We start from the raw sequence: 24,994 nt of genomic DNA on the forward strand, positions 1-24,994 counted from the left end.
CGGATTATCGATAGCACGCTGCTGCTGGTCCTTAGCCTTGTTATCTTGACCGTAGCTTCTTTCGCACTCAGCATATACGCACTCATTCTGTTCATCGCGCTGATCGTGCTTTTTGCATGCTATGTGCGATGGTCTGTACAAACCGAACCAGTTGAGGAGGATCACCAACATGACGATGGTCACAACAACATGCAGCCTTTGTCGCACCGACGTCACGCTTGATTTTGAAAACCTGTCGCATGACGAGGCCGTCGAAAGACTTCGCAAGCTCGATAAAAAGGCGATGGAATGCCCAGGCATGCATGTCGAGATGGGCGGCTGGTACAAGCGCTGGAAGTTGGATGAGGCGCTTCGCGCAGCCTATCCGGATCATTACACCAATGGAGCCTGACGGCTCGTTTCATGCTGATCTACATATTAGAGAGGAGATCTCCATCATGCATATAGCTTCTGTCGTTGCAAACCACCTCATCAATGCCGGCTCTAAAGCCGAGATTCAAAGCACACTTCAATCTTGCCGTTCGCATACCGAGCAGCACGATGCATTGAAAATGGCTGCGGATCATATTCTGCTGGCCGTTGAATCGAATATCGCACAAAAGAATCATCAAGTCGCAATCTGGGAGCTCTCGAAGCTGGCGATCGTGGAAGACGAACTGCTGAAGGCGGAGCGTCGCATGAATCACGTATTATCGCTCACAGGAGCACGCCTCTAATGCTTTGGCTTGGTGCATTCATGATCATCGTTCTATCAGGGCAGGTGTGGTGCCTGCCCCTATTGTTCATTTTCTTTTTTATTGTAATGGCTAACAAGAAGATCAATTAGGCGCCTGACGGCGCGATTCATCTTAGCTAATATCCAATTTCCCGAGGAGGAAACTAACCATGTTAAATCAAGTCAAATCGCTCGTAGCAGGCAATGTCAAGGTTGAGATCCGTGACCGCAATCAGTACAACCAGTATCCGGTTATCGTGACGGACATGGCGCAAGATTCGATCACGTTCGGATGGGCGCTGACGTACTATGCGCGTCACATGACCAAGGGCAATGAGCGCATGTACGACGGCAAAGAAGCATTCACCACGTTAACGATCACGAACTTTCAACGTCTCTATGATCGGCTCATGTCGGTGGATGCTCGCTTTGCAGCCGGCGACGGTGTGACGGTCGGCAACAACAATGCTCGTACCGCGGTCTACGAAATGAGCGAGAAGGCTCGCTTCCATGTGCGTCAATTCAATGACAGCATCACGATCAGCCTGTCGATTACGGATCCGGCATCGCCGTTCTATCTGCTGGCGATCAATTTCCGCGTGGTCAATAGCAAGAAAGAGCAGGGCAAGCGCCACCTGATCGGCTCCGAATCCCAATGGGATCTGAATACGGACACGTTCACGGAGAACAACGCCGTCATGTCGCCGAAGAAGAAGAAATACCTGCAGGTGTTCCAGGAAGATCAGAACACGATTCCGTATGTAAAGGCGCCGAGCCGTCCAGGCATGAATAACACCACGCAAGTGGATCCGAATAACAGCGAGTTCCTGTACATCATGGACATCGATAACGAGTTTCGTGCACTGGCATTCATCTATGAGCGTGCGATTCTCGAGCATGCGATGACCGCAGCCCTGCCGCTGGTTCAAGCGAAGCAGCAGCCTACGCAAAATGCATTCGGCGCGAGTGCCCCGGGCAGCTTCAGCGATTACAGCGGATTCGGACAGCCGCAGCAAGGCTTCGGTGCGCCAGCTCAACAACAAGCACCATTCAACGTGCCGGCACAGCAGCAAACTCTATTCGGAAGCGCGCCTGCGCAACAAGGATTTGGAGCAGCGTCACAACAGAGCTTCGGCTCGCAGCCAGCCGATCAAGCACCATTCAGCCAGGGGCAACCTGCAGGTGCTGGACTCGGCAATGCATTTATGCAGAAACCGAATTGGAGCGAAAACGACCGGGCATTCTAATGCTTGGTTGATCCTCCTATAAGAGAAGAGGGAGTGCTTTTACAGGCTCCCTTGGATCTTTAAAAAATCCGGTTCCCCCGGGGCCAGGGAGTCCCCTCAAATGCGGCGATTACCTGCGATAAGCTTTTATGAGCTGGTTTTATTAACGAAGCGAAAATGGTATACTATTATGAAGTGGAAAGGAGGGAATCGGATGATACAGGTACGTATGCAGTACAACAATGTTTACTTGAAGATACTTGATGGACCGGAGACATTTGACCATACGCTTGAAAAAGTGCGTTACATCCGGAACCGTGGGTTTAACATGGAAACAGGTGAATGGATGTTTGATCGTGAATATATCGGGGATTTACTTGCTTTATTCGATAATCAAATTACCTGGATGACACCGCTTCATGAAATTGTCGCAGGCGTCAATTTGAATCATGAGATCGTCAACCAACACATTCAATGGGAATCCGAAGGCGAGTTCAAGAACTTCTTGTTGCCGCTGTATGCGTATCAAAAAGTCGGGGCCAATTTCCTCATTGACCGTGGATGTGCAGCTGTGTTCGATGGCTGCGGGTTGGGCAAAACTCCTCAGCTGATTGGAGCATGTGAAAAGCTTCATGAGCAGGGAAGGGCCCAAAAGATGCTTATTGTCACACTCAGTTCCCTCAAACGACAGTGGGCAAAGGAAATCGAGAAATTCTCCGGGAAGACGGCGATCGCCGTTTCAGGTACGCCGGCTAAGCGCGCATCTCTTATCAAAGGATTCGCTCAGCGCAAGGACATTCAATACATGGTGATCAATTATGAGATCCTTCGGAATGATACCCTCCGAGAATTGATTAAGAATATACCGTTCGATGTGGTAGCGCTCGATGAAGCACAGAAGATAAAGAATGGCGTGCGCGACACCTCTTTGAATATGGAGCCGAGCCAGATTGCTGCGGCGGCCTATGAGCTTAAACACATCAAATATCGTTTTGTCGCGACGGCGACCCCGCTTCAAGGCAAGGCTGAAGAGATCTTTAGCATCTTTTACTTTCTGAATGAAGAAATTCTTGGGCCATGGAATTATTTCCGTGAGCGCTACTGTAAATACAGCACGCGATATGGCATCACGGGGTACATTAATTTGGGCGAGCTGTATTACCGAATCGCACCATTCTTCATCAGGCGGACAAAGGATATGCCAGAGATTCAACAGCAGCTTCCGCAAGTCCAGCATTCCCATGTCTTCCTTGAAATGACGGATGCACAAGAAAAGCTGCATGATTATCTGATCGAAAAGCTTACGGACATTAAAGAGCAGGCCAGGAGTATCACGGATTACAAGTTCATCAATGGGCAATCCATGTCCCCTCAAGAGGCAAAGGAATACTACGATGCCTTGGCGCAAGGCTATCAGAGCTTTCTACTCAGCACCTGCGACAGTCCGGAGCTGCTGCTGATGTCCAAGACCCCGATGGCCGAGAAGATACTGAAAGAAGTCCAGCTCAGCGAGAAGGATCTGAAATCACCGAAGATCGATCAGTTCAAGGAGTTCTTCAGCAGCATGCTATATGATGAGCCAAACTCCAAGGTCGTTATCTTTTCCCGCTTCGAACGGATGGTGGAGCTGTTGTACCGTGAGCTCAACAAGGATTCCCGCGGCCGACCACTCGATAATCCGATCGCAGTCGCTTATCATGGACAATTGACCGAAGGCGCCAAGGAATACGCTAAGGAACAATTCCTTCACAATCCAAATATTAAGGCCATTATCTGTACCGATGCAGGATCAACGGGACTAAACCTTCAGGTGGCGAACTACATGGTCCACATCGATCTGCCTTGGGATCCGACACTGTTGGAACAGCGCAATGGCCGCATTGACCGGACAGGTAACGCCTTCGCCAATGTGACCATCTACTATTACGCCATGGAGAACAGCTTCGACGAGCATCTGCTGGAGATTCTGGACCGCAAGTCCGATCTCGCGAACCAGGTTCTCACCGGTGGTGCTGACAACCGCAGCCGTGAGAGGGATGTCAACAAGCTGGCGATGGATCGCCTCCTTCGGAAACGAAACAAGCAAACGAATAATGAGAATGTGGGGTAGGCCTGACGGCCTGCCTCTTTTTACTTTATGGGAAAGGGCGGGAGAAATGAGCGAAGAAACGGTTATTAAGGAGCTTAACTTTGATCTAATCGCTGCCGGCATCCGAAACATGAGCGTTATCCCTGATTCGGAGTATGAGCATATGCATAAGGCAATGCCGGTCTTCAATGTCCTCTTGAATGAAACTGAAACTGATGTTGAGTTTTTGAAAGGCACTACAATTGAGCAGTTTGAAATCACGTTCGATTACATAAATAATGCCATTACCTATGAGGATGGATTGGAAGAACACGAGCTGCAGTTCGCACAAGAGATGCGAAATGCGCTGTTCCAATACTGCGCCGTGCGCGATTGGATTCGAGATGCATCTGCGCTGCAGACATTTCCCCGTAAGGTTACATTCATTTAGCGAGGTGAATCATTCATGGTTGAGCCGTTGTACGGCTATTACGAGAAGGAATACTGGCTGGCGCAGCTGGACCGCTTGGTTACATTTAAGATCATGGTGGACCGCGGCCACGAGCCGGAGGATCTGGAGTTCTTCAAGGGGCATGAAGCGTTTGCCTACAATGCTCCCGAGTTTTTCATGCAGACGTTTAAGCTGCTGACCAGCGATTTGCTGATCGATTATCCTGAAATCACGGAGGAGGATCAGAAGATAGGCATCGGCTATCGGATTAAGTTTCACTTCCGGCCAGACCTGACGCCAGAGGAACTGGAGCGAAAGGGGGCGCTGAAAAAGCACCTGCATGTCGCCTTTGATCATGTCGATGTCGAAGGCGTCAATACAAAGTGGGACCTGGATAAAGATGAAGACGAGCTAACGATCGAGGTGCAGCTCTGGACCGGTTTTGGATTTATTTTGCATCACGTCATGCGGGCCATGGATAACATGAAACCATTCTTGATAATGAAGGAGGTTCTGATCGATGTCGGACAAAGTAGTAATCACGCTGGAGAGGAACAAGATGCCGCATGTGGCATTCGAGCAAAAGGGTGGGGCGAAGACCGGGGGCCATTGCTACCACGATCAAGTGATCAGCTTGATCATGTCTGCGCAGAACGAGCAGCTTGTAGTGGAACAGAAAGAGACGGTGCTCAGCTCGCCGGCGCTGCCGAGTAATACGGTTAAATACGCCCAGCATTCAGATGGCACACATGTGCTGTTTGTGCTGGAAGATGAGGCGTATTCGGACATTTCCTATTACACGTCCACGTTTCAAAATGTGGCCTTCCCAAAGATGGTATTCGGTTATATCGTGAAAGGCACATCGTTGGCCAAAGCCTACGTGGCCTGTTACAAGGACAAATATTTGCGGGACACGACGCCATTATTCAAGTTCCCGTACTCCAACGTGCATGCGAACGGCGCGCTTTGTTATTTCTCCACGGAGGTCATCAAAGACCTCGTGCAGTTGCAGACGTTTGCTTATCGTTGGCGCCAGGTGCCGAACAACGATCACCTAACGGGCCAGCGGACGGAGCTCGATGCGTCGCTGCGCGAGTTGTTCGAAATGCACCAAGACGCGGATTTCAATTACGACATTTTGGCACCGATGAACACGACGTTCGGCGAGTGGGGCCAAACAATCACCAGGCCATAGGAGGGCTGCTTGATGTCCATGCAATTTGAAAGTGAACAAGATCTGATGCAAGAGCAGGGGCAGGTCGTACATAAAATCGTTATTCCCGCTCCGGCCGATGACAATAAGGAAGACGCCGATCTCGAAAGGGAGGTATGGCAGGCTGAAGCGCAGGAGTCTGCCACTGAAGAGGAGGATCTCACGGCCGAGAACTTCTTCGATTTCAGCGGCGGCACTTCCCGGGCACCGAAGAACAAAACAAAGCCAGCAGTAAAGGCAAACACGAGTAAGGCGGTCAAGCCAAAAGATCCGGAGAAGAAATACGGATCGGATTTCGTGATCTGCTATGCCCGTGAGCGCATCGAGATGCCGGCCGGCGAAGATCTAACGCTCGAGCAAGTTCGGCAATGGTTGGAGACGGATTTCCCCGAGTTCGGCAAGGAACGAACAGAGATGCTCGTGGATGAGGATCAAAAGTTCATCGTGCCGATCCTCAAGTCGCCGAAGAAAGGATGATCTCATGAACGTACCAACGCTCAACCTGCCCTCCAACTTCTTTACGATCGTGCAGATCGGCGTCGGCGGCAACGGCGGCTATTTGACACAGCGGCTAACCAAAATGATGTATGCCTTCGGCCGGACGACCGAGCAAGCATTCAGCTACTGCTTAGTAGATGGCGACCGCTTCGAAGCCAAGAATCTGCTGCGGCAGCCATGTATCGCCGAGGATCTCTTGGAACTCAAATCCAAGGTGCTCGCCGAGCGATATGGCACCGTCTATGACCTGAAGATCAGCTATCGGGACCGTTATGTGGAATCCGTACAGGATCTGCATGACCTCATGATCGGCGTCGAAGCCCGGGGGACCGTAATCCTGCTTGGCTGCGTAGATAACCATGCAACGCGCAAACTCATGCATCGGTTTTTCCATGAAACAAAGCACGACATCATCTATCTCGATAGCGGGATCGAAGCTGTGCTGCCCGACGAGCCAAACAGCGGCTATGCTGGCCACGTCGTCTGCGGCGTAAAGCTGCAGGGGAAGGTCCTGCTGGAGCCTGTCGGCGATCTTTACCCGGATATCCTAGAGGATGATGAATCCAAGCTGCCTACGGAATCCTGCGGCGACACGATCGTCAATCATCCCCAGCGCATGATGACCAATGAAATGGCCGCACTCGTTATGGCTGGCTATTTGAATACAATCCTTGGCGAGGAACAAATTGTTGCGCATTACACAAACTTTAATGCAAAAACCATGCTTTCTAAGCCCGCCTATATTCACAAAGAGGCGCTTCAGGGTGTATAATCCCCTGGAGCGCTATTTTCCAGGGAGATGATGCAATGGGCGCGAAAAAGCTCAAAGAATATCCATCTATTACGAAAAAATGCTCGTGGGAAAGGAAGGACGTTACATACGAGCAGCATGAACTAGTTCATCTTGAAGCCACCGGCGGTTCTCCTTATCCGGACGGGGAATGGGAGTGGAGTGGCAGCTACAATATCCGCGTCAATGTAGGTGATATCGGCAACTGCTACCCCTATGAAGGCGGGCTTTCAGGCAGTCCGAAGTATTACTTCGATAAACGCAAAGGACGCCGTGTAAAGCGTTACAAATTCGATCTTTGCTTGAAAGTCGTAGGGGGCGATCGGCTCTCGCTGGACGTTGGACGTGCCAAGAATCTGAGCAAGCTGGACTGTAAGCGGCTCATCGTACACATGATCCATGAGTTCGAGAAGACGGACCGCTACAAGGAAGAATTGTGGCCAAAGATCCTAGATCCCGACAATCGGGAACCGATCATCAAAGATATCGACGGGAAGCTCGTTTGGATTGCAACGACGTGGAAAGGCCTCTGGTCTGCAGTACAGCAGAAGCATGCATATAAGAGTACCGGCTTGGGAAGATCCTATGTCCTGCCATCGGGCCAGTATTTCACACGGCAGGTCAATGTCAAAATGGAGTATCCGCATAAGAAGGAAGATGGCTCGACCGATTATTACCGCGGCGTGAAAATCTACAAGGATCCGTGGTACAAGCAGGTTGATCATAGCTGCGGCACCAGCAGCGGTGGCGGCCTCGACATGAATAAGCGGGGGACATATGAGGCATTGATCGATGCAGCCATTTGGAATACCGACGATACGCTGCTCGAATACATCATGCAAGATGAATACCGTAATTTGTCCGGGTGGTGAAAATGTGTTTGAAGTAACGAAACCCTGCAAGGATTGTCCATTCCTCAAGGAATCCACGATGCGGCATTCGCTTAACCCGAGCCGGCTGCCCGGCATTGTAGAGACATTGATGGATGATCATAATCATTTCACCTGCCACAAAACGATCGATTATTCGAAGGATACGAATGACGACGGCACAAGGCCTTTCCAAGAAGGCAATCAGATGTGTTTCGGTGCCATGACTTACCTGGACAAGGTGGGGCGGCCGAACATTGCGATGCGCCTTGGCATGCTTACTGGCAAGCTCAGTAGAGAGCAACTTGAGCGTTGCCATAGCATCATCGTCAATCCGGACGAAATAGGTGAGGATCATTGAATTAATCGATGCTTACAATTACCGGCACCCGGGCGAGTTCCAAGCCGCAATCAACCGGCAGGAGGCCATGCGAGGCGCGCTGCAGACATGGTGGGTGACCAAAGAAGGCGTGAAGCTCAAGCCGTTTCAGATGACTGATCGCCATCTCCTGTCGATTATCAAGATGATGGAGGATCAAGCAGAGAAACGAGCCGTCCTCCATTCAGCCAAGCGAATATTGAAAAGCCATGCGACCTACAAGGCTGCTAAACGTGAAGCAATCAAAAGGGGGCTTATACAGGAATGAGCGATACGTGGCGGTTGTATGATCGTGATCATCGCGATTTTATGTACGAATTGATGGATACCAAGGTGGAGTCAATCCCCTTGCCTTTGCTCGGTGAAATCCAGCTGCGGCCAGACATTCATGATCATATCAAAATCAACGGAGAAATCTATTCGGTATGCATTTTGAATTTAGCTAACAATGCTGCCTTTGTTCGCCGGCTCGATTTGAGCGGTAATCATGATACTGAATACAAGCCCAATGCGAGATGTCCGCACTGCGGATATGAGGACATTGATTGCTTCGAGTGGAGTGGCGATGAGGGCGACAGGGAGTGCGGGCACTGTAGCTTGCCATTCAGCTATACGCGAGAGATCATCATCGAGTATTCAACAGAGAAGAAAGGGCCGAGCAATAAGCCGGTGCGGGTGGAGCTATGACCGACGAAAAAGATGAAATCAAATATTCGAGCCACAAGGAAGTTTCCGAAACCTATCACATCTCCTTGGATAGCCACCGGTGCCAATGGGCTCGGATTACGATCAATGAAACCGGCGATTTTAACGCGATCACTGATTGCGGCAATTTCAATTATGCATGGCATGGCTATGGCGGCGGTTCATTTAAGGAGTTCTTGGTCAAGATCTTCAGCAGAAACGCAAGTGGCAAAGGCAGTTACGTGTACGATAAGATCTCCGACGACAGCCGAAGCCGCGTGAACTGCAAGGAAACCATTGCTCCGATGTGGAAGGATTTCATTGAAAAGTACCGGGAGCTTTACAAGGATAAGCGATCCGACGCAAGGATTGCCGAACGCTTGAAATATTCCAATGCCTATAAGGCAAAGTGGGCGTTCGATGAATTAAGAGAGAAGGCGAGATCAACCAGGGATGTGCTGAAGTCTATCGAAGAGGAAGGCGAGCTCAGCTCGGATCGCTTCTACTCCTTGATGTGGGACAATGCTCAAATATCGGACTTATTCTTCGATGGTGACTATATTGCCCACTGCCTTGATGTGGAGATGACCGGCGACCGACATGCCATTGCTTTTTGTGAAGTGGTAGCACCTGTCTTTGCTGAAATTCTGCGTCAAGAACTGAAAGAAGAACCTGTCACAGCCGCCTCTTGAGCGGCTTTTTTCTTTATCCAAAATGTCGAGCATTACATACGCCTGACGGCGTGTTTCTTGTAGATTCACTCATAAAATTGAGGTGATGCCAGTTAATACGAGCATTTAACCACAAGATATTGGGGTTAGTATCGGATATGACACTAGATCATTCTAGTCTGTCTTATTCGTATTGTAATGCCTTGCAAAACGTGGGGTGAGTGTGTTAGTATAGGCCTACGACGACAACCGAATATAAAGCGGGGTGAATGCCATGAACATGCGCAGGAGGATAGCGTCATGCTTCGGAATTTCACTACTTGCTGCCGTACTTGTCATTGAGGCCAAGGGCAACTATGACTTGAGTAAGGAACGAAACGCGGTACATGACGCCAATCTGACGCTCAAACAGCAAATTGAGCAGCATCTGACTGATCTGGAGCAGAGTCAATCTGATCTGGGCGAAGTGCAAAAGCAGAAAGACGATCTGCAAAACGAGAATCGTTCGCTTCTTCAAGAAGTGGATAAGCTGCAAGACCAATTGAAACAAGCAAGGACCGCGCCGCCGGCACCGACGCACCTGTTATATTCAGGCGACTCGATGCAGGAATCGCAAACAAAATGGTTGTCGTTCAAAGCAACGTATTACGATTTAGGCTATGCATCTTGTGGTAAATGGCCTGGCGACCCAGGCTACGGCATCACTGCATCTGGCCGGCACGTTAAGACGGGCCTGACGATTGCAGTCGATCCGGATGTGATCCCGCTCGGATCAATGGTCGAAGTCATGTATCCTGACGGCAGGGTAGAGAAACGGCGTGCCGATGACACTGGTGGAGCCATCAATGGCCGGCACATCGATATCTACGTACCCAAAGTGACGTCAACTCTGGGTGTAGATAAAGTTAAAGTGCGGATCATCTCGTCGCCAAGCGAGTTGTAATCCGCACGAGGAGAGGCACATGAAATAGTCGGGAGGAAGCAGCATGTCTAAAGAGCAACCTGGACAAGGTGATTTATTCGATGAATTGATTCCCAAACGCAACGAGCAGAAAGGCCTGACCATGGAAGATGAATTGCGTACTTCGTATCTGTTGGTCAATGTCCTGCTGGGGCTGTTGGTTCAAAAAGGCGTCATTACGCAGGCAGAGGTTGATACGCTACTCGCGGAGCTGTATGCCGAATATAAAGCAAGACGGAAGGTGGGTTAATCGCCATGCCTACCGTCACCCAGCTGCGTCCGCATGTGACGCATTTCTCTGAAGAAATCAAGCTGAAGGCACAGGTGAGTCAAGAGGTCACCGTTGCCGGACGAATTGATAGTGTCAGCCAAATCGACGACAGTACGATCGTCATCATGTTGGACGATTACATCGGACAGCTGCGCGTTGTCATGTCCAGCATTATGTACAGCCATTTCAAGTCGATCATCGACGTAGGAAACTTCGTTTCCGTTGTTGGATACGTGAACGTGGTGTCCCATAAAGTCGCTGGCGAATTGAAAAGCGAGTATTCGATCATCGGCTTTGACATGAATATTTTATCCTTTTAGGGGGTGGTGAGCATTCGTAACGTGCTTGTTTTCCCAAGCGGTGAGGAGCAGGACTTCATGTACCCGACCGACCGCGAGATTGTCGATGGAACAGAGCTCGAGTTGGTAATGATGGATGAGTCCATACATAGGCTCAATGTTACGTCCGTCGTGCGTGAAGAAAAGCGCATCTTGTACCATCTGTCGTACTAACCAGTCGCTGACGCTCCTATTCATTTTACATGATTCAAAACCCAAAACCAGAAAGGTGATGCACAATGAACGGTCAACAAGGATACCAAAACGGCGGTCAACAAGGATGGGGCGCTCAAGGCGGCCAACAGCAAGGATGGGGCGGCCAGCAACAAGGCGGATACCAGGGCACGCCGAACGGCGGAGGCTATCAAGGCGGCGGCCAAGATAATGGAAACGGCGGCGGCAACAAGAACAGCTATGATTCGTTCTGCGAAATCACGCTGATCGGCAACATCGCCGGCATCACGGATCCAGAATCCAAGCAGCGCGTTCACGCGTACTCCAAGCCGATGAACAACGGCGCGAAAGTAGCCAACACGAACATCGCGGTTAATCTGCAGGGTAAGGATGCCGGCGAGTTCTGGAAGCTGGAAGTCTGGGCGAACTCGCCGGAGCGCAGCCGTCTTCACAACTTCCTGATGGACCACTGCTCGACCGGCCGTAAAGTCTTCATCAAAGGCATCCCGATGCTGAACCGTGACGGCGACAAGTATTTCCCGACGATCCGCGTAACCGAGCTGATCGGATTGGGCAGCGGTCAACAACAAGCTAATGGCGGCAACGGTGGCGGCCAGCAACAGCAAGGCGGCTTCCAACAGCAGGGCGGAGGGCAGCAACAGCAAGGTGGTCAGCAACCAGGCGGTTGGGGCAACCAACAAGGTTACCAGCAGCAGCAAAACGGCTTCGGCGGCCCAAACCCGAACATGGGTGGAGCACAGCCACAGCAGCAAGGCGGTAATTTCCAACAAAACGGCCCGCAAGGCGGCTTCGGTGGCCCGCAAGCCGGTCCTCAAGGCGGTTTCGGTGGTCCACAGGGCGGTTTTGGAGCACCACAAGGAGCGCCTGGTCAATTCCAAGGCCAGCGCTAATCATGATGTAGCGGGGAAGCGGATGCTGGTATTCACTTCCCCCTTTCATCAGATCTATAGGAGGTCATCGCCATGCACATATTGAACCATGTCGGCTTGATCTTTCTCGGCTACCTGTTGATCGGTCTGATTATGATGGGCCTTTCATGGCTGTATTATAAGCTTACGAACCGTTACACAGGAGGCGGACTTATTGATTTTGGCTGGCAAGTTGAGCTGCTGATGGGTATGACGCTTTGGCCAATCTGGGTGCTAAACCTGATTGGCGACATTCGCTCCAGACGCAGACTGCGCAGAGAGAGGATGCGAAAAGCATGAGTCAAGCCGTTAAGCCGGCAGACGCCCTCGGACGATTCATGTTTGGAATCTTCAACCACTATCGGGATAATGGGTTGTCCATTCCCATGGCGAAAGGCCGCATGTTTGACGAGGCGCTTCAGACCTGCGCCAAGATGATTAAGGATGAGACGGACATTCCGGATCACGGCTTGGTCATCGCGGCGCAAATGGTATCGCAGCTTTTGAATCATCGCGGCTACGAGCTGTCACAGGCGGTCGAGAAATCGCAGGATCCGAATGATCCGCGCCTCGAGCCCATGCGGCAGATCAAGGCGGCAAAAGATGCGATTGATCTTTTCATTTCCACTTACAAGGGGGAACAGCAGCATGGCTAAAGAAAAATCGCATACCGACAAGCTGGAGGAATCGTTTGCGGGATCGAAAGATATTCGTAAAACGTTCGACCAGCGTTTCGGTCCGGGCACGTTCTTTACATTCGGGGATACCACCAAAGCGGAGGTCTATCCGATTTCGACCGGCATTCCAACCGTGGATTATGCCTCGGGTATCGGCGGCGTGCCGCTTGGCCGGATCATCGAAGTCTTTGGACCTGAATCTTCAGGTAAGACGAGCCTCTGCCTGATGACGGTTGCTCAGTTCCAAGAGCAAGCAAAAGTCCCAGGGACGATGATTTTCGGCAAGCGGGCTGCCATTATCGACGCCGAGCACGCGCTGGATCCGATTCACGTTCGTAATCTTGGTGTCGACGTTTCGCCTGAAACCGGCATGCTGGTGAACCAGCCGGACAGCGGCGAGCAGGCCTTCGACATCATGGAAGCAATGTGCTATTCCAATCAATTTGGACTCGTGATCGTCGATTCGGCGGCAGCTCTCGTCCCATTGGCGGAAGTGGAGAATGGCATGGATTACAATCCGATCGGCCTGCAAGCACGGATGCTTTCCAAGGGCCTGCGCAAATTGAAAGGTCTTGCGTATAAGCATAACGTGACATTCATTTTCATCAACCAGCTGCGGGAAAAGCCCGGGGCACAAGGCACCGTTATCGAAGTAACGCCGGGAGGGCGCGCGCTTCGATTCTACTCCTCGATCCGGATTGACGTCCGGGCGAAGAAGATCGAAAAGAGCGGTACGTTCATCGGGAACGCGACGACAGCCAAGTTCGTTAAGAACAAGGTGGCGCCGCCGTTTACCAATGCGGAATATGATTACTACTGGCATGGCGGCGTCGATCGCATCAAGAACATCATGGATGTAGCGATTGAAACGGAAGTCATCACCCGTGCCGGCGCGTATTACTTCTACGGCGAGGACAGCAAGAACCCGTACATGGACGGAGCGGGCAATCAGCTGAAATGGCAAGGTAAGGAGAGCCTGCTTGAGGCGCTCCGTAATTCGCCGGCGCTTTATGAGTACACGAACGGCATCGTGCAAGGCAAGATTCCGAAAGACACGCAATTCATATCCGAGTCCGCCGACGATCCTTCCGAGGAAAATGAGCTTGAGCTGGAACTCGCGTAAGGAGAAACGCTCATGGAAGAAGATCAAATTTTCATCAATGAGCTCCAGGTCCCGGAGATTTGCCTCCAGGGCCTGGCTCATGAACGCTTGAAGGAAAGCATATTGCACTGTCAGGCATGCTCCAGCGCCAAGCTGACGAAGCCGCTGACGCTGCACAATAACGAAGCCAGCTTGATGATTGTGGGCGAGCGCGCAGACGATGTACTGTTCGATTCTCCACAAGGCAAACAGCTGGCTAATCTTATGGCCGCCGCGAACCTTGACATGAAGGACGTGTATTTCTCGTCGCTCCTGAAATGCCGGGAGTCCAGTGAAGCAGCCAACTGCCAGCATCATTTAATTGGAGAAGTCATGCTTGTGAGACCGAAGCTCGTCATTTGCCTTGGCTACAACGTTTGCCAAGTATTCGATCTGCAGCCTGATCTGGGTTCATACTGCATGATTTATCCGAATGTTCACGCTCTGTTTACGTACTCGGTGTCTGACGCAAGCGGCAATCAGGAATTAATCGTACTACGCACGATCCAGGAGCAGTTCTCCTATGTTGCGCAGACAATCCGACACATGAAGCAGCAGAGCGCATAACTTTCTAGGGGGTTTGTGCCATGTCCGAAAGAACCGTCACTGAAGGGGTGTTTACCGTCCGTCAGGTTGCTTCCATTCTCGGGATTCATCGCGACACGATGAAATACTGGGAAGAGAACAACTTGATCCCGAAGGCACGCCGAAACCCGAAGAATGGATACCGCATCTACAATGAAGCTGAGATCAAGGAAATCGCTAGATCCAGGGGCCTTCTGGCCGTTGAAATAGAAGCTGCGCTGGTGAAAGAGCGACTCCAAATTTAGGTAGTGCTGTTAGTTGACAGCTTCCAGTTGTACCCTTATAATTACCTCTTGTGACACTATGGTATACCGATAAGGGATGCACTTGGAGTACAAAATGCGAGCGTAAAGGAGACGGATGAAACTCAGTACATATTTCCACGTATCCACTAGCTTTTTCTCGTATTTTTACGCTATCCGGAGGAAAATCGACTGATGCGGCACAATGCACCCTGAGATCACGCCATATGGCTCCAAATTGTAATGCATTATTTCCATCCGTCTTTCTCTATGTTATAATATTTGTATCAATGGAACGTGTTACAATTTGGTAAACTGCCGCGAAGGGTGGATTTGGAAAATGTCTGAAATGAGACAGCTGGAGGAAATGGGACTGAGTAAAGGAGAACAGCTCGTCTACACATTTCTCAAAGAAGAATCGCAACAACACGAAGGCGCGATCGTGCAGATTTCGATGGACCAGATGCGTCACATGATTCTGGAAAGGTACGGCGAGCTCATTGTGCCAAGGAAGCGCGCGAACGGCCCAGCCGAGCGCACGTTTAGTGAGGCCACTGTGCATCGTGCGATTACCAAATTGCAACAAGCCGGTGTAATCGGCATACGCCCATCCGTGGATAAGGCTGAGGCCAACGCTATTAAGTTCTTTGGGATTCCGGATCCATGGGAACAGGTTGAGCAATTCATCGAACTGTCAAGCAACCTTCAAATGGCTGCGCAGCAATTCAAATCGATTCTTGAGAGCAAAGATCGTGAGATTCAACAGCTGCAGCGTGAAAGAGCCCAACTGTTCCGTGAACTAGACGAACTGTCCGATGCGACTCGAAGGGCCAACGAGCTGAACGATCAACTCCAGCAAACAATGCGCCAAATGCATGAGGGGAAATCAAGTCCTTTCGATGAGAGCATGATCATAGCTGTAGCAGACTTGGAGGATGGGACCACCGCTTACATCACGAAGAAGTTAGAAAGTTAAGCGAGGAAGGGGCCCCGCGGCATGTTCAGTGGAAATCGAGTCAAAAAGAAAGAGTGTTATACCAGGTGGCTGGCCAGCGTTGTGACCAACAACGTTGGCCTACATGATCCCATCTTCCGAGATCGAGCGATTAAAGCATTACAGTCCAGTCCGCTGGCTTATGCTGAAGTCAAAGCAGAGATTGGGGATGACATCGCGGACAACTGGAAGCGAGACATGGCGCCATTCGATAAGCCTATGGATGACGGATTATGCTTCCGCTTAAAGCTGGATCGAAATCAGTTCATCGTGACGTACTGCGACGCAGAAGTGGCTTATCGGTCAGGTTTTACGACGAGACAAGCATTGGGAAAGCCTGTAGCAAGCATTTTTCAAGATAAGGAGGTTGTGGACGCACTCTCAGAACTGCACATCAAAGCCTGGTGCGGCATGGATGTCATTTTCTTCGGCAGCGGAAACAAGCCAAATAGCGATTATCGGGTTCACCTAAAGCGAGTAGGCGAAGAACTTGTTGGGTATCTCGAATTTATTGATCGCTATAAGCTTGACGACGACATCGTGAAAGCCAAAACCGTCGATCTGCAGTCATTAAAAAAGAAAAAGCCACCGATCTCCGAACTTCTTCGACCGCACATGTATCGGTCGTTAACGGAGGATCAGGTGGCAATTATTCTCGATCAGCTGCGAGAGATGTAAGGGGGCAATAAAGTCATGAGTTACGTCTTGGAACGCCTTCTTAGCGAGGATCTTGTCGCTTGGGAGCAGCTCGTATCCGACTACGAGATGCATACCGTCGCGCTTAAGGTTCCGCGGGAAAACTCAATCGAGTCATTACATGACTTCAACATTCGGGCTAACGAGCTGTACACTCGGGCCTCTTTTGATTTCGCTCGTGCGCGTCGAAATAAGGACGCCATCGAACGATTTGTCGAAAACGTGCTCAAGGACTATTACAACGGTCCGAATGAGCTTGCGCGTAAGGCCGGCGGGATTCAATATGCCCGGGCCTTTCCGGCACCAGATGCATGGCGTGAGCCGCACGTCAACCTGTTTGACCTGGAAGACCGCTTTCGCCATTATTACTACATGATGGATTCGGTTATCAGTTCGTTGGAGGCGAAAGCTGAAAGCCGGATCACAAATAATTCACTGCTCAAGCTTGAACAGAATTTAACTTGACAGTAGTAGTATAACCCGCGGCACCAAACTGATACAATTGCTTTAGTTGTACGGATATTTATCTTGACAACGGGCAATTGTATCTTTATAATATCCATTTCTGAGCCTAAGAGGAGTAGGTTACGTGAAGCTGCCAATGACGGTCATGAGGCTTGATGAAGAAGATAATCCATCTCTGGCCATCATTGATCTGCATGATTGTGACTTTATCGAAAACGAAGGAAGGCGCATCGTATATCATATTAGGGATGAGAAATATTATCATATCGGAACCAAGTCCGAAATGGAAATGCTTCTTGAGAAGGAAGGGTTTGAAATATTGGACCGTCCATACCTGGTGAATATGAAGCACATCGACCGGTTCGACGAAAAGTTTTGCAAAGTTTTTTTCAAATCGACAACCAACAAAAGCGTTACAGTTGCGCGAGGATCGGTTAAACTGGTTAAAGAATATCTAGCGCGCGAGAAAAATAAGGGTTGAGGGTAATACTTTCGGCGGTATTCCGAACACGGTTTTGGAGGAAATTAGCATGCATAATTTGTTAATGGAATATTACCGTCATTTTTTTCAAGCTTCCGCTTACATGATGATGATCATCGTATCCCTTCGGATATTTCGCTTCCACGTTTCCGTTCAGGATATCAATGCGCTTTTTATCGTAGGCATCGGTGGCACGTACATAAATCATCTCATTAAAGGGGATGAGGCTGGATACCTGCCACTTAATGTATTAGTCATTCTTTGTATCTTTATAATTTTGATTATTGCCATGACTCAAATTTCATGGCAGTATGCCTATGTTATTGCCACGACAGGCTTTGCAGCGTTGGGCCTGTCCAGCATACCTGCTTATTTCCTGATTCATTTTTTTGATGAGCAGAATTTTACGTTTGAACCTAAAGGCGATGGAATTGCCGGTACCTTCTTCCTGATTAGTACCATCGTATTAAGTATTATGAGTATCATTATTAAAGGATCTAACTTTGGATTTGTTATTAAGGAATACTGCCATTTGAGCATTCGAACTCGTCGAGGCCTAATGACGTATGCAGTTTCAACGACTTTCTTGTTGCTTCTTATGCTGGTAAGCGCAAACAAGCATACATATGGGATGACGAATGCCTACGAGCTGGCGGCGAAAACACTGCTTCTCGCCTTGTTGATGTATGTCCCATTCGTGATTTTCTGGTTGTTTTATCATAAATTTCATCGAAAATGAGGGATATCATGAGTGACTGTGTGTATGAGCAGGAGTGCGCTAATGCAGGCAGCTCCTGCTTTAAATGTTTTGACTTCGGCATGTATAAGCCGAAGAAAGGGCCGTCTCGGCTTGGTGGGTCAACAAAGCGAAGTAAGGAGAAGAAGGCCGGCATGGACTTCGAGAACCGCGGCACACGGGCTTATAACCACGCTGTCACTGCTGCAAAGGATGTGGCACGCCGCCAGATCGCTTCTGGGGCCAAACATTGGGCACTCGGAGACATGATCACTGAAGAGGCCCTTACAGCCGCCCTGGCCGAGTTTAAAGAGCGAGGCTCGCTCTCCGCGAAGGGAGAAAAGCAGATCACGATCAAGCGCGAGTGGCTGGAGAAGCTGGCCGATGAAGCACGTCAGATGAAACGCGAGTTCCACTTCTTACCGTTTGCGTTCTCCGGCGATACGAAGGACTACGTAGTAATGGAATACGATCGGCTGCTCGCGTATATTCAGATCATTCAATCGCTGGTAGAGGAAATGCGGCTGCTGCGCATGCAAATGGAGGTTGAAGCTAGTGGGAGATGACTCAATCCTGGATGAACTGAATGCGCTGGATTCCACGCCGGAGGCTAGCTCCATCCAAACAGGCAATGTGTTTGACTTTGATCAGGATATTGCGGCATACTTTATTATGAACGTCAAAAAGATGCACATTACAAAAGATCATCTTGAAGTTATGCTTGGCGTCTTGATGACACATGTGCATCAGTTCCATTTTATGGCGCAGCATGTGAAGCCTGAGCTTGTCTGGAGGATGTATGATGAGATTATCCGGGGATCCGGCATTCAGACGGTTCAACAGACAACGCCCGCGGGCTGGGATGTTGAATTTGACTGATGGAGACCTGTTGTTCGACTTGGTTCAGTTATCGCGGTTTTTCGCCGCTGACGCGGCATCTCATATCGAATTATAAATGAGGAGGAATCATCATGTCTGCATATGCCACCCCGTTTGAACTTGCCCTATCCGAAGAAGATCTTTCGATGCTCGACAGCCTGGATCAGCTTATTGCGAACGTCCAGGAGGCCGGCGGCACCGTTTCCCGCGAGCTCGATGAGCTGACGATCCGCAAGATGGTTATTCGCCGAAAGTTCATGCTTCGGGAACAGGAGCGCCTGAAAATGCTGCGCGACGCGATTAAGGCTGAATGGGATCAAAAGATCAAGAAGATTGACGATGAAATCGCAAACATGGATAAGCTGATGCTGCAGTTCGTGGTTGAGAAAGGCGATAAGCTGCAGCTCGACGTCGCAACGGTCTCGCAACGTAAAGTGGGGCATAAGGTGACGATCAGCAACGAGGATGACTTTAAGGCGCAGCTGTCGGCAGCCGGCTTGCTGGAACAGTTCCTGGGCGATCGCCCAGTCAATCTGGCGGCGGCCAAGTCGCATTACATTGCGGAGCTCGACAAAGAGATCGATACGATCGAGGAGTCGGCGAAGCAAATGATTAAGGCGAAGGAGGAAGCGCTCAAGTTCGCCATGAAGGAAATGAAGCCGGCCGACAAGAAAGAAGCACAGGCACAAATGGCGCGTGAGAAGAAGGAGATCCTGCAGGGTGCCGAGCTGGCAATCCGCGAAGCGATCGAATCGTTCAAAATGCGCCTGCCGGCGGCACTGGCGTATGAGCCGGAATCCAAGGGATTAAGCATCCGCATGAACTATTAAGAGCCGAACCTTAGTGGCGTTCTCTGTTTATCTACAGAGAGCGCCATTTTTCTGTTGTTTTTTCAAGAATATTAGCATATACTAATTGTAATGCATTACATAATGGTGGTGAGCACATGAATAGCACGGCAAGAATACCCGAGAAGCATAATCAACTTCGCTTTATCGGCGTGACGAAAGACGCTGTGACAGCAGGGCCCGGAAAGCGTTTGGAATTGTTCCTGAAAGGCTGTATCCGCGGCATTATCAATCCGTGCGAAGGATGCTTCAATCCGACGACATGGGAATTTGGCGGGCTGCGACGCGACATGTATGTTCAAGAGGTCGTAGATCTCATCGTCCGTGATGCGTGGAACTGGCAGGTGACGTTCTGCGGTGGCGAGCCGCTGTTGCAAACGCGAAACCTAATCAAAGTCTGCCGCGCGCTCAAGGAGCGTGATCCCCGGTTTCACATCGTCGTCTATACGGCCTATACGTTGGAGAACTTGCTAAATCAAGGCATTGTATTCCACTACAAATCCGTCAAAGATGAAGAGGAGCGGGCACAGGTAAAAGAAGCTCTCGATGCCTATTCCCGCTGGGATAACAAACAACCGGAAATGAAAATCATCGTTAAGGAACACGAGATTCGCGAGCTCATGAAGCATATTGATCTTCTAGTGGACGGCGATTATCAATCTGATAAGCGGATCCCGACCGAGCAGTTTATGAACGAGGGCATGTTCGTCGGCTCCAGCAATCAGCGTGTTATCGATACGAAGGAGACGCTGCAGCGCGATCCAAAGTTCGTCTTCGAGTATGCCGATCACTGGATGCGCAAGCATCTGACGTTTAAGCACTGCAAATGCTGCGGCCACCCACTCCGAAATCGGGCCTTCACATACTGTGACAGGCGATGCCGCAAAGCATGGCATAAGCGCAACAAGGACATGGCCGTCTTCGGCGGCGCTTAATGTCTAATCTCGACTTCGAGCCGTTTTATGATTTTCTGCATCAGGAGCTGGATGCCTTGTCTGTCGATAAACCAACCCTCACGATCAATCCTGCCTATGAGCAGGCCCAAAGCAAGAAGCAGCGTCGATCGCTGCGTAAATTCCTGGAGGTGCTAAAGATGCCTGTTCCAAGTCCAAAGCCGACGTTCGCCGGTGAGACGGATTACATTAATACCGACCTTCTGCCGCGCGTCATTATCGAGCCGGAGTTCCTGTTCGACTTCGATGATAAGCAGAAGAAGAAAATCGCATTCAATCTGGACGTTGATCCTGAGGACAAGCAAAACATCCTGCTCAACGCCACTTTTCATAACGGCTACGTCGGTCAGGCCAATCTGAGCTTGGTGCATTTGGAAAAAGAGCTATCCAACATCATGCATGGCGACCGCTCGAAGCGCCTGGAGCACAGTCCGCTGTTCAAGGATGCCATCGGTAACATGCTCCGCGAGTTCACGTACAACTACCGGGCCCGCGGCGAAATGTTTATCCAGCTCGGCGTCCAGTATGAAATGAGCGCCGGTCTTGGTATCATCCGCGACACCAAGACCGATCAGGATGTCGGCACATTCGAGAGCTTCTTTTATCGGACTGATGCCAAAGACAAGTCTGAATACATCATCGGCGATGTTATCTTGTCGGGCCGGACGGAGAAGGATCTGGAGGATGTAAGACGATTCGTGTATTATTTCTTCGATCTGAATGAAGGGCGCATCTATTCAATCGAGCCGGTCAAATGGGGCACGACTCAGCACGGTGAAGTGACCGACTTCTCCATCAAGCTGCATGACGTGAACATCCACATCGAGAATATGGAGGACGATCATCCGAAACTGGAGCTTGTGCGTCAAGCTCAGGAGACCAAATCCGTCATCCGCTCGTTCAAGGCGGATCCGCTGTTCGACGAGGAGTTCCAACGCTTCAAGGAGCCGCGCATGGCGCTTATTAAGTCCAGCCAAGAGTCGGCCAAGAAGCAGAAAATGGTCAACATGTTTGCGGATATCGATCTATAGTCGCTGACGCGACAATTCTTTTAAACAAAACCGAGGAGGCTTATCATGACAACAAAATTGATGACCGGTCTGGAAGAAATCAATACACTGATGAACTCGCGCCGCCGCGCGATCTTGGTGACCACTTATGAGGAGGAGAGGTTCCAGGAAGACATGAAATCGCTCGTGGAGCAGAAGGGCTACCACGGCTACGCATGGTCGATTACGGCAGGCGTGTCGGATATCATCACCGGCGAAGTGAAGCAGAAAATCTACGATCCGATTAAGATCATGGATCATATTGCCCAATACGACGAGCAGGCCGTTTTCATCATCAAGGACTTCCATGACATCTGGACCAACTACCAGGCTAAGCGTAAGCTGCGCGATATTCTGGAGTCCGCCGATCAAATCTACAAGCCACTCGTGCTGGTATCGCCAACGGCGAGCATCCCGGCCGAACTGGAGAAGATCATCACGGTCGTGCCATTCGAGCTTCCAAACCGTGATCAAGTCGTTGCGATGCTGGAGTCGATGGAAGAATACCTTCGCCTGAAGGATCTGGAAGTGCCATCGGGCCGTGAGCGCGAAGCCATCATTCACGCCCTGACCGGTATGACGCAATCCGAAGTTGTGAACGTGCTGAAGAAATCCGTGGCAAAGAACCGCAAGATCGAGCTCGCAGAGATCGTGGCCGAGAAGGAACAGGTCATCCGAAAGACCGGTCTGCTCGAGTATATCACCAAGCTGGGCGACATGAGCAATGTCGGAGGCATGGATATGCTCAAAGCATGGGCAGCTGATGCCTACTTCGCTTTCGATCCGGAAGCCCGCAATTATAACGTCGATGCAGTGCGCGGTATGGTACTGACGGGTCCTCCGGGAACCGGTAAGTCGTTGTCGGCAAAAGCGATCGCCTTCGACTGGAACCTGCCGCTGCTCAAAATGAACATGGGCGACATCATGGATTCTCGCGTCGGCCAGTCCGAGAAGAACATCGCACGCGCTCTCAAGTTGGCTGAAGCCGTCAGCCCATGTGTTCTCTGGATGGACGAGTTCGAGAAAGGTTTGTCTGGCCTTGGCAGCTCGGATAAATCCGATGCTGGTACGATGAGCCGCGTAATCCAAGAGATCTTGACTTGGCTCTCCGAGAAGACAGCTGCAGTGTTCGTCGTGGCTACGGCGAATGATGTAACCAAGCTGCCGCCGGAGCTCACTCGTGCCGGTCGTTTCGATGCCGTCATGTTCGTATCGCTTCCGCATGAAGCTGAACGCTTCGATATCCTTAGCATTCACCTGAAGAAGCGCGGGTATGAGGTCGATCCTGTTGAAACGGCGACTGACGCGACGAACTGGTTTGGATCTTCTGACCTGAAACGTCTGGCAGAAACGATGAAAGATTTCTCTGGCGCCGAAATCGAACAAGTTGTGGCTGAAGCCGGCCGCCGGTCCTACGCTGCTTACCGCAAGAATGATCGTGCGCATCACCACATCACGCTTGCCGATCTGCAGGAGCAAGTCAAGAATGTTGTGCCGCTCGCGAAGCGGGATCCGCTCTTGATGGCCGAACTGCGCCGCTGGGCGAAACAATCGGCAAAGTGCGCGTCGAGCAGCGAGCATGCGTTCCTGCATAACGAGTACAAGGAAGAAAACAAGCCGATGCTTCGCACGATTCCGGATCTCGAATTTAACGATTAAGGAGATTGCCGATGAGCTATTACCGTGAAAGCGAAAGGCAGAGAGCCTACGAGCTCGTGGGGCAATCCATTGGCATGGAATCGGATATCTCCAAGCAGGAGAAGGTCCAGCGCGCCATTGAATTTGCCAAGGACGAGCTCGTGGAGCTGGACCAGGAGCTGCAAAAGTTTATGGAGAAGGTTCGCCATCTGCATGTCTTCGACGCACTGATCCGGCATCCGTTTGAAGCCCATGTCGATTCGTTGAAGCAGCAGGCGATTTATCTACTGGAGAAGGATTACACGCAGGAAGAACTGGATCAAATGCCGGAGCATGTCTTTGATACGGTCGTCGTTGTCCAGAAGAAGCGGGTCGAGGTGCTGAAGGCAATCGCCCGTACGTATTTGAATCAATAAATTGTATGTGGTGGCGGAATAGGTAGACGCAGGAGAGCCCAAAACATGGAAGGGTTCGATAGACGAGTGCTTCGGTGGTCTGTGGTAAGCGCCCCGCGCCGTGCGGGGAGAGTCGGAAGCAGTTAAATGAGTCAGTACACCTTGCAGGGTGCAAATCTCTGCCCACATATTGCTTTACAATTATCATTCCCAAGGAGGAACACATCATGTCTCACTTTGCTGGTTACGAAATGAAGGTAGACAATCTGGAGTACCTGAAGAAGGCGCTGACGGAGATGGGCTACAGCTACAAGGAAAACACGACGATCACGGATTGGGCTCATCAAACGCGCCAAGTGAAGCTGGCCGTAGTCGACAAGAACGGCAAGCTGATGGCGCTGGGCTTCAACGAGAAGCAAACGGCCAAAGGCGTATCCTACGAAGCCGTTGCAGACTGGTTCATGGTCCCTGGCGGCCAGCGCCAGTTCTCCGACACGGTTGCCCAGCTGCATGACAAGTACCGCGTCCTCGACATCTGCGAGGAGAATCGCTGGAATGTCAATGCAGAGGATATCGTCGTCAACGACAAAGGCGAAATCGAGATCATGGCCACGCAGTGGAGCTGACCCGGCAGCGTTAATCTGCCATGGGAAAGTACAAACGAATTAAATCTGATCTAATCTGATCTGAGCTGATCTGGCCCGCTCCGGCGGGCTTATTCTTACCCAAAATCGAGAGGAGCTATTCATCATGCAACAGCATACAGTCAAGTTTACGGTACCAAAAGGTGGCGGCGTTAAATTCGAGGTTGTAGGCGGCACGGGGGAATCCTGCACGCTGGTGACCAAGGACATCGAGCTGCATCTGAATAAAGCCGGCACGCAGATCGACGAAGGCAAGAAACCGGAGTTCTACGAGAACGGTCCGGATATCAACGTCTTCAACTCGCTCGGCGAATAACCTAAAATCTTGTAACAG

Annotated in this window: 37 protein-coding genes; all 37 read left to right on the top strand. The window is 50.6% G+C overall.

The annotated features are described in order from the left end of the window. Window positions 1–169: 169 nt before the first annotated feature. A complete protein-coding gene (locus BMZ79_RS33875) occupies window positions 170–391 on the top strand; it encodes a hypothetical protein (protein WP_143089112.1) in 222 nt (73 codons plus the stop codon). Continuing rightward, window positions 381–716 (top strand): hypothetical protein, encoded by a 336-nt coding sequence (locus tag BMZ79_RS26385; protein ID WP_256253153.1) that lies wholly within the window; start codon window positions 381–383, stop codon window positions 714–716. The genes BMZ79_RS33875 and BMZ79_RS26385 overlap by 11 nt, the downstream gene beginning before the upstream one ends. Before the next feature lie 169 nt (window positions 717–885). Next, complete coding sequence (locus tag BMZ79_RS26390) at window positions 886–1,962, top strand: single stranded DNA-binding domain-containing protein (RefSeq protein ID WP_090646161.1); 1,077 nt, start codon at window positions 886–888, stop codon at window positions 1,960–1,962. Between the two features lie 193 nt (window positions 1,963–2,155). Further along, window positions 2,156–4,051 (top strand): DEAD/DEAH box helicase, encoded by a 1,896-nt coding sequence (locus BMZ79_RS26395; protein ID WP_090646163.1) that lies wholly within the window; start codon window positions 2,156–2,158, stop codon window positions 4,049–4,051. A 46-nt stretch (window positions 4,052–4,097) separates the two neighbouring features. Beyond that, window positions 4,098–4,460 (top strand): hypothetical protein, encoded by a 363-nt coding sequence (locus BMZ79_RS26400; protein ID WP_143089113.1) that lies wholly within the window; start codon window positions 4,098–4,100, stop codon window positions 4,458–4,460. A gap of 15 nt (window positions 4,461–4,475) precedes the next feature. After that, window positions 4,476–5,174, top strand: a complete 699-nt coding sequence (locus tag BMZ79_RS26405; protein ID WP_090646169.1) for a hypothetical protein — start codon at window positions 4,476–4,478, stop codon at window positions 5,172–5,174. 136 nt (window positions 5,175–5,310) lie between these two features. Beyond that, on the top strand, window positions 5,311–5,655 hold the full coding sequence (locus tag BMZ79_RS26410; protein WP_218154803.1) for a hypothetical protein: 345 nt from the start codon (window positions 5,311–5,313) through the stop codon (window positions 5,653–5,655). A 12-nt stretch (window positions 5,656–5,667) separates the two neighbouring features. Further along, entirely contained in the window at window positions 5,668–6,150 is a 483-nt protein-coding gene (locus BMZ79_RS26415) for a hypothetical protein (RefSeq protein ID WP_090646174.1), read from the top strand. A gap of 4 nt (window positions 6,151–6,154) precedes the next feature. Next, window positions 6,155–6,943: a ThiF family adenylyltransferase gene (locus BMZ79_RS26420; RefSeq protein ID WP_090646176.1), complete on the top strand. Its 789-nt coding sequence runs from the start codon at window positions 6,155–6,157 to the stop codon at window positions 6,941–6,943. Window positions 6,944–6,978: 35 nt separating this feature from the next. Further along, window positions 6,979–7,833: a hypothetical protein gene (locus tag BMZ79_RS26425; RefSeq protein ID WP_090646180.1), complete on the top strand. Its 855-nt coding sequence runs from the start codon at window positions 6,979–6,981 to the stop codon at window positions 7,831–7,833. Next, the gene (locus BMZ79_RS26430; protein ID WP_218154804.1) at window positions 7,805–8,191 is read left to right on the top strand and encodes a hypothetical protein; all 387 of its coding nucleotides are present in this window, start codon (window positions 7,805–7,807) and stop codon (window positions 8,189–8,191) included. Before BMZ79_RS26425 ends, BMZ79_RS26430 begins: the two co-directional genes overlap by 29 nt. Continuing rightward, on the top strand, window positions 8,178–8,477 hold the full coding sequence (locus tag BMZ79_RS26435) for a hypothetical protein (protein WP_090646187.1): 300 nt from the start codon (window positions 8,178–8,180) through the stop codon (window positions 8,475–8,477). Before BMZ79_RS26430 ends, BMZ79_RS26435 begins: the two co-directional genes overlap by 14 nt. Beyond that, entirely contained in the window at window positions 8,474–8,896 is a 423-nt protein-coding gene (locus BMZ79_RS26440) for a hypothetical protein (protein ID WP_090646191.1), read from the top strand. The genes BMZ79_RS26435 and BMZ79_RS26440 overlap by 4 nt, the downstream gene beginning before the upstream one ends. Further along, window positions 8,893–9,585: a phiTE_072 family protein gene (locus tag BMZ79_RS26445; RefSeq protein WP_090646194.1), complete on the top strand. Its 693-nt coding sequence runs from the start codon at window positions 8,893–8,895 to the stop codon at window positions 9,583–9,585. Before BMZ79_RS26440 ends, BMZ79_RS26445 begins: the two co-directional genes overlap by 4 nt. A 253-nt stretch (window positions 9,586–9,838) precedes the next feature. After that, window positions 9,839–10,507, top strand: a complete 669-nt coding sequence (locus tag BMZ79_RS35525; RefSeq protein ID WP_090646196.1) for a 3D domain-containing protein — start codon at window positions 9,839–9,841, stop codon at window positions 10,505–10,507. Window positions 10,508–10,550: 43 nt separating this feature from the next. Then, complete coding sequence (locus BMZ79_RS26455) at window positions 10,551–10,775, top strand: hypothetical protein (RefSeq protein ID WP_090646199.1); 225 nt, start codon at window positions 10,551–10,553, stop codon at window positions 10,773–10,775. Between the two features lie 5 nt (window positions 10,776–10,780). Beyond that, window positions 10,781–11,116: an OB-fold nucleic acid binding domain-containing protein gene (locus BMZ79_RS26460; RefSeq protein ID WP_090646201.1), complete on the top strand. Its 336-nt coding sequence runs from the start codon at window positions 10,781–10,783 to the stop codon at window positions 11,114–11,116. A 257-nt stretch (window positions 11,117–11,373) separates the two neighbouring features. Further along, entirely contained in the window at window positions 11,374–12,219 is an 846-nt protein-coding gene (locus BMZ79_RS34465) for a hypothetical protein (protein WP_090646204.1), read from the top strand. Between the two features lie 72 nt (window positions 12,220–12,291). Beyond that, a complete protein-coding gene (locus BMZ79_RS26470) occupies window positions 12,292–12,537 on the top strand; it encodes a hypothetical protein (RefSeq protein WP_090646206.1) in 246 nt (81 codons plus the stop codon). After that, window positions 12,534–12,893 carry a hypothetical protein gene (locus BMZ79_RS26475; RefSeq protein ID WP_090646209.1) on the top strand — a complete coding sequence of 120 codons (360 nt, stop codon included), beginning with the start codon at window positions 12,534–12,536 and terminating at the stop codon, window positions 12,891–12,893. The genes BMZ79_RS26470 and BMZ79_RS26475 overlap by 4 nt, the downstream gene beginning before the upstream one ends. Then, window positions 12,886–14,037, top strand: coding sequence for a recombinase RecA family protein (locus BMZ79_RS26480; protein WP_177222356.1), 1,152 nt, complete (start codon window positions 12,886–12,888; stop codon window positions 14,035–14,037). The genes BMZ79_RS26475 and BMZ79_RS26480 overlap by 8 nt, the downstream gene beginning before the upstream one ends. Before the next feature lie 12 nt (window positions 14,038–14,049). Then, window positions 14,050–14,622 carry a uracil-DNA glycosylase family protein gene (locus tag BMZ79_RS26485; protein WP_090646214.1) on the top strand — a complete coding sequence of 191 codons (573 nt, stop codon included), beginning with the start codon at window positions 14,050–14,052 and terminating at the stop codon, window positions 14,620–14,622. Window positions 14,623–14,642: 20 nt separating this feature from the next. Then, on the top strand, window positions 14,643–14,885 hold the full coding sequence (locus BMZ79_RS26490) for a MerR family transcriptional regulator (RefSeq protein ID WP_090646217.1): 243 nt from the start codon (window positions 14,643–14,645) through the stop codon (window positions 14,883–14,885). Between the two features lie 346 nt (window positions 14,886–15,231). Beyond that, on the top strand, window positions 15,232–15,858 hold the full coding sequence (locus BMZ79_RS26495; RefSeq protein ID WP_218154805.1) for a hypothetical protein: 627 nt from the start codon (window positions 15,232–15,234) through the stop codon (window positions 15,856–15,858). Window positions 15,859–15,939: 81 nt separating this feature from the next. Continuing rightward, window positions 15,940–16,554 carry a hypothetical protein gene (locus BMZ79_RS26500; RefSeq protein ID WP_143089116.1) on the top strand — a complete coding sequence of 205 codons (615 nt, stop codon included), beginning with the start codon at window positions 15,940–15,942 and terminating at the stop codon, window positions 16,552–16,554. Window positions 16,555–16,569: 15 nt separating this feature from the next. After that, window positions 16,570–17,037: a hypothetical protein gene (locus tag BMZ79_RS26505; RefSeq protein WP_090646225.1), complete on the top strand. Its 468-nt coding sequence runs from the start codon at window positions 16,570–16,572 to the stop codon at window positions 17,035–17,037. A 124-nt stretch (window positions 17,038–17,161) separates the two neighbouring features. Continuing rightward, window positions 17,162–17,518 (top strand): LytTR family DNA-binding domain-containing protein, encoded by a 357-nt coding sequence (locus tag BMZ79_RS26510; RefSeq protein ID WP_090646227.1) that lies wholly within the window; start codon window positions 17,162–17,164, stop codon window positions 17,516–17,518. Window positions 17,519–17,567: 49 nt separating this feature from the next. Next, window positions 17,568–18,257, top strand: a complete 690-nt coding sequence (locus tag BMZ79_RS26515; RefSeq protein ID WP_090646230.1) for a hypothetical protein — start codon at window positions 17,568–17,570, stop codon at window positions 18,255–18,257. Between the two features lie 152 nt (window positions 18,258–18,409). Beyond that, window positions 18,410–18,820 carry a hypothetical protein gene (locus BMZ79_RS26520; RefSeq protein ID WP_090646233.1) on the top strand — a complete coding sequence of 137 codons (411 nt, stop codon included), beginning with the start codon at window positions 18,410–18,412 and terminating at the stop codon, window positions 18,818–18,820. Then, window positions 18,810–19,133 (top strand): hypothetical protein, encoded by a 324-nt coding sequence (locus BMZ79_RS26525; protein ID WP_090646235.1) that lies wholly within the window; start codon window positions 18,810–18,812, stop codon window positions 19,131–19,133. The genes BMZ79_RS26520 and BMZ79_RS26525 overlap by 11 nt, the downstream gene beginning before the upstream one ends. Window positions 19,134–19,225: 92 nt before the next feature. After that, window positions 19,226–19,963, top strand: a complete 738-nt coding sequence (locus BMZ79_RS26530; RefSeq protein WP_143089117.1) for a hypothetical protein — start codon at window positions 19,226–19,228, stop codon at window positions 19,961–19,963. Between the two features lie 116 nt (window positions 19,964–20,079). Further along, window positions 20,080–20,916, top strand: a complete 837-nt coding sequence (locus tag BMZ79_RS26535) for a 4Fe-4S single cluster domain-containing protein (protein WP_090646239.1) — start codon at window positions 20,080–20,082, stop codon at window positions 20,914–20,916. After that, the gene (locus BMZ79_RS26540; RefSeq protein WP_090646242.1) at window positions 20,916–21,965 is read left to right on the top strand and encodes a hypothetical protein; all 1,050 of its coding nucleotides are present in this window, start codon (window positions 20,916–20,918) and stop codon (window positions 21,963–21,965) included. Before BMZ79_RS26535 ends, BMZ79_RS26540 begins: the two co-directional genes overlap by 1 nt. 45 nt (window positions 21,966–22,010) lie before the next feature. Beyond that, window positions 22,011–23,642 carry an AAA family ATPase gene (locus BMZ79_RS26545; protein ID WP_090646244.1) on the top strand — a complete coding sequence of 544 codons (1,632 nt, stop codon included), beginning with the start codon at window positions 22,011–22,013 and terminating at the stop codon, window positions 23,640–23,642. A gap of 11 nt (window positions 23,643–23,653) precedes the next feature. After that, window positions 23,654–24,037 (top strand): hypothetical protein, encoded by a 384-nt coding sequence (locus tag BMZ79_RS26550; protein WP_090646246.1) that lies wholly within the window; start codon window positions 23,654–23,656, stop codon window positions 24,035–24,037. Between the two features lie 206 nt (window positions 24,038–24,243). Next, window positions 24,244–24,642 carry a DUF1257 domain-containing protein gene (locus BMZ79_RS26555; RefSeq protein WP_090646249.1) on the top strand — a complete coding sequence of 133 codons (399 nt, stop codon included), beginning with the start codon at window positions 24,244–24,246 and terminating at the stop codon, window positions 24,640–24,642. Window positions 24,643–24,766: 124 nt separating this feature from the next. After that, complete coding sequence (locus BMZ79_RS26560) at window positions 24,767–24,976, top strand: DUF2997 domain-containing protein (RefSeq protein WP_090646250.1); 210 nt, start codon at window positions 24,767–24,769, stop codon at window positions 24,974–24,976. Window positions 24,977–24,994 lie beyond the last annotated feature (18 nt).

This window comes from Paenibacillus sp. UNC496MF, assembly GCF_900113915.1.
Lineage (GTDB): Bacteria > Bacillota > Bacilli > Paenibacillales > Paenibacillaceae > Paenibacillus_Z > Paenibacillus_Z artemisiicola.

What these genes read in the sequence shown, in the direction of transcription:
- BMZ79_RS26475 (WP_090646209.1), top strand. Translation starts at nt 12,534, where the DNA reads ATGAGTCAAGCCGTTAAGCCGGCAGACGCCCTCGGACGATTCATGTTT.
- BMZ79_RS26460 (WP_090646201.1), top strand. Translation starts at nt 10,781, where the DNA reads ATGCCTACCGTCACCCAGCTGCGTCCGCATGTGACGCATTTCTCTGAA.
- BMZ79_RS26505 (WP_090646225.1), top strand. Translation starts at nt 16,570, where the DNA reads ATGAGTTACGTCTTGGAACGCCTTCTTAGCGAGGATCTTGTCGCTTGG.
- BMZ79_RS26415 (WP_090646174.1), top strand. Translation starts at nt 5,668, where the DNA reads ATGTCCATGCAATTTGAAAGTGAACAAGATCTGATGCAAGAGCAGGGG.
- BMZ79_RS26555 (WP_090646249.1), top strand. Translation starts at nt 24,244, where the DNA reads ATGTCTCACTTTGCTGGTTACGAAATGAAGGTAGACAATCTGGAGTAC.
- BMZ79_RS26400 (WP_143089113.1), top strand. Translation starts at nt 4,098, where the DNA reads ATGAGCGAAGAAACGGTTATTAAGGAGCTTAACTTTGATCTAATCGCT.
- BMZ79_RS34465 (WP_090646204.1), top strand. Translation starts at nt 11,374, where the DNA reads ATGAACGGTCAACAAGGATACCAAAACGGCGGTCAACAAGGATGGGGC.
- BMZ79_RS26560 (WP_090646250.1), top strand. Translation starts at nt 24,767, where the DNA reads ATGCAACAGCATACAGTCAAGTTTACGGTACCAAAAGGTGGCGGCGTT.
- BMZ79_RS33875 (WP_143089112.1), top strand. Translation starts at nt 170, where the DNA reads ATGACGATGGTCACAACAACATGCAGCCTTTGTCGCACCGACGTCACG.
- BMZ79_RS26430 (WP_218154804.1), top strand. Translation starts at nt 7,805, where the DNA reads ATGAATACCGTAATTTGTCCGGGTGGTGAAAATGTGTTTGAAGTAACG.
- BMZ79_RS26535 (WP_090646239.1), top strand. Translation starts at nt 20,080, where the DNA reads ATGAATAGCACGGCAAGAATACCCGAGAAGCATAATCAACTTCGCTTT.
- BMZ79_RS26550 (WP_090646246.1), top strand. Translation starts at nt 23,654, where the DNA reads ATGAGCTATTACCGTGAAAGCGAAAGGCAGAGAGCCTACGAGCTCGTG.
- BMZ79_RS35525 (WP_090646196.1), top strand. Translation starts at nt 9,839, where the DNA reads ATGAACATGCGCAGGAGGATAGCGTCATGCTTCGGAATTTCACTACTT.
- BMZ79_RS26395 (WP_090646163.1), top strand. Translation starts at nt 2,156, where the DNA reads ATGATACAGGTACGTATGCAGTACAACAATGTTTACTTGAAGATACTT.
- BMZ79_RS26485 (WP_090646214.1), top strand. Translation starts at nt 14,050, where the DNA reads ATGGAAGAAGATCAAATTTTCATCAATGAGCTCCAGGTCCCGGAGATT.
- BMZ79_RS26455 (WP_090646199.1), top strand. Translation starts at nt 10,551, where the DNA reads ATGTCTAAAGAGCAACCTGGACAAGGTGATTTATTCGATGAATTGATT.
- BMZ79_RS26545 (WP_090646244.1), top strand. Translation starts at nt 22,011, where the DNA reads ATGACAACAAAATTGATGACCGGTCTGGAAGAAATCAATACACTGATG.
- BMZ79_RS26480 (WP_177222356.1), top strand. Translation starts at nt 12,886, where the DNA reads ATGGCTAAAGAAAAATCGCATACCGACAAGCTGGAGGAATCGTTTGCG.
- BMZ79_RS26495 (WP_218154805.1), top strand. Translation starts at nt 15,232, where the DNA reads ATGAGACAGCTGGAGGAAATGGGACTGAGTAAAGGAGAACAGCTCGTC.
- BMZ79_RS26405 (WP_090646169.1), top strand. Translation starts at nt 4,476, where the DNA reads ATGGTTGAGCCGTTGTACGGCTATTACGAGAAGGAATACTGGCTGGCG.
- BMZ79_RS26420 (WP_090646176.1), top strand. Translation starts at nt 6,155, where the DNA reads ATGAACGTACCAACGCTCAACCTGCCCTCCAACTTCTTTACGATCGTG.
- BMZ79_RS26385 (WP_256253153.1), top strand. Translation starts at nt 381, where the DNA reads ATGGAGCCTGACGGCTCGTTTCATGCTGATCTACATATTAGAGAGGAG.
- BMZ79_RS26490 (WP_090646217.1), top strand. Translation starts at nt 14,643, where the DNA reads ATGTCCGAAAGAACCGTCACTGAAGGGGTGTTTACCGTCCGTCAGGTT.
- BMZ79_RS26515 (WP_090646230.1), top strand. Translation starts at nt 17,568, where the DNA reads ATGCATAATTTGTTAATGGAATATTACCGTCATTTTTTTCAAGCTTCC.
- BMZ79_RS26425 (WP_090646180.1), top strand. Translation starts at nt 6,979, where the DNA reads ATGGGCGCGAAAAAGCTCAAAGAATATCCATCTATTACGAAAAAATGC.
- BMZ79_RS26520 (WP_090646233.1), top strand. Translation starts at nt 18,410, where the DNA reads ATGGACTTCGAGAACCGCGGCACACGGGCTTATAACCACGCTGTCACT.
- BMZ79_RS26445 (WP_090646194.1), top strand. Translation starts at nt 8,893, where the DNA reads ATGACCGACGAAAAAGATGAAATCAAATATTCGAGCCACAAGGAAGTT.
- BMZ79_RS26440 (WP_090646191.1), top strand. Translation starts at nt 8,474, where the DNA reads ATGAGCGATACGTGGCGGTTGTATGATCGTGATCATCGCGATTTTATG.
- BMZ79_RS26540 (WP_090646242.1), top strand. Translation starts at nt 20,916, where the DNA reads ATGTCTAATCTCGACTTCGAGCCGTTTTATGATTTTCTGCATCAGGAG.
- BMZ79_RS26530 (WP_143089117.1), top strand. Translation starts at nt 19,226, where the DNA reads ATGTCTGCATATGCCACCCCGTTTGAACTTGCCCTATCCGAAGAAGAT.
- BMZ79_RS26390 (WP_090646161.1), top strand. Translation starts at nt 886, where the DNA reads ATGTTAAATCAAGTCAAATCGCTCGTAGCAGGCAATGTCAAGGTTGAG.
- BMZ79_RS26470 (WP_090646206.1), top strand. Translation starts at nt 12,292, where the DNA reads ATGCACATATTGAACCATGTCGGCTTGATCTTTCTCGGCTACCTGTTG.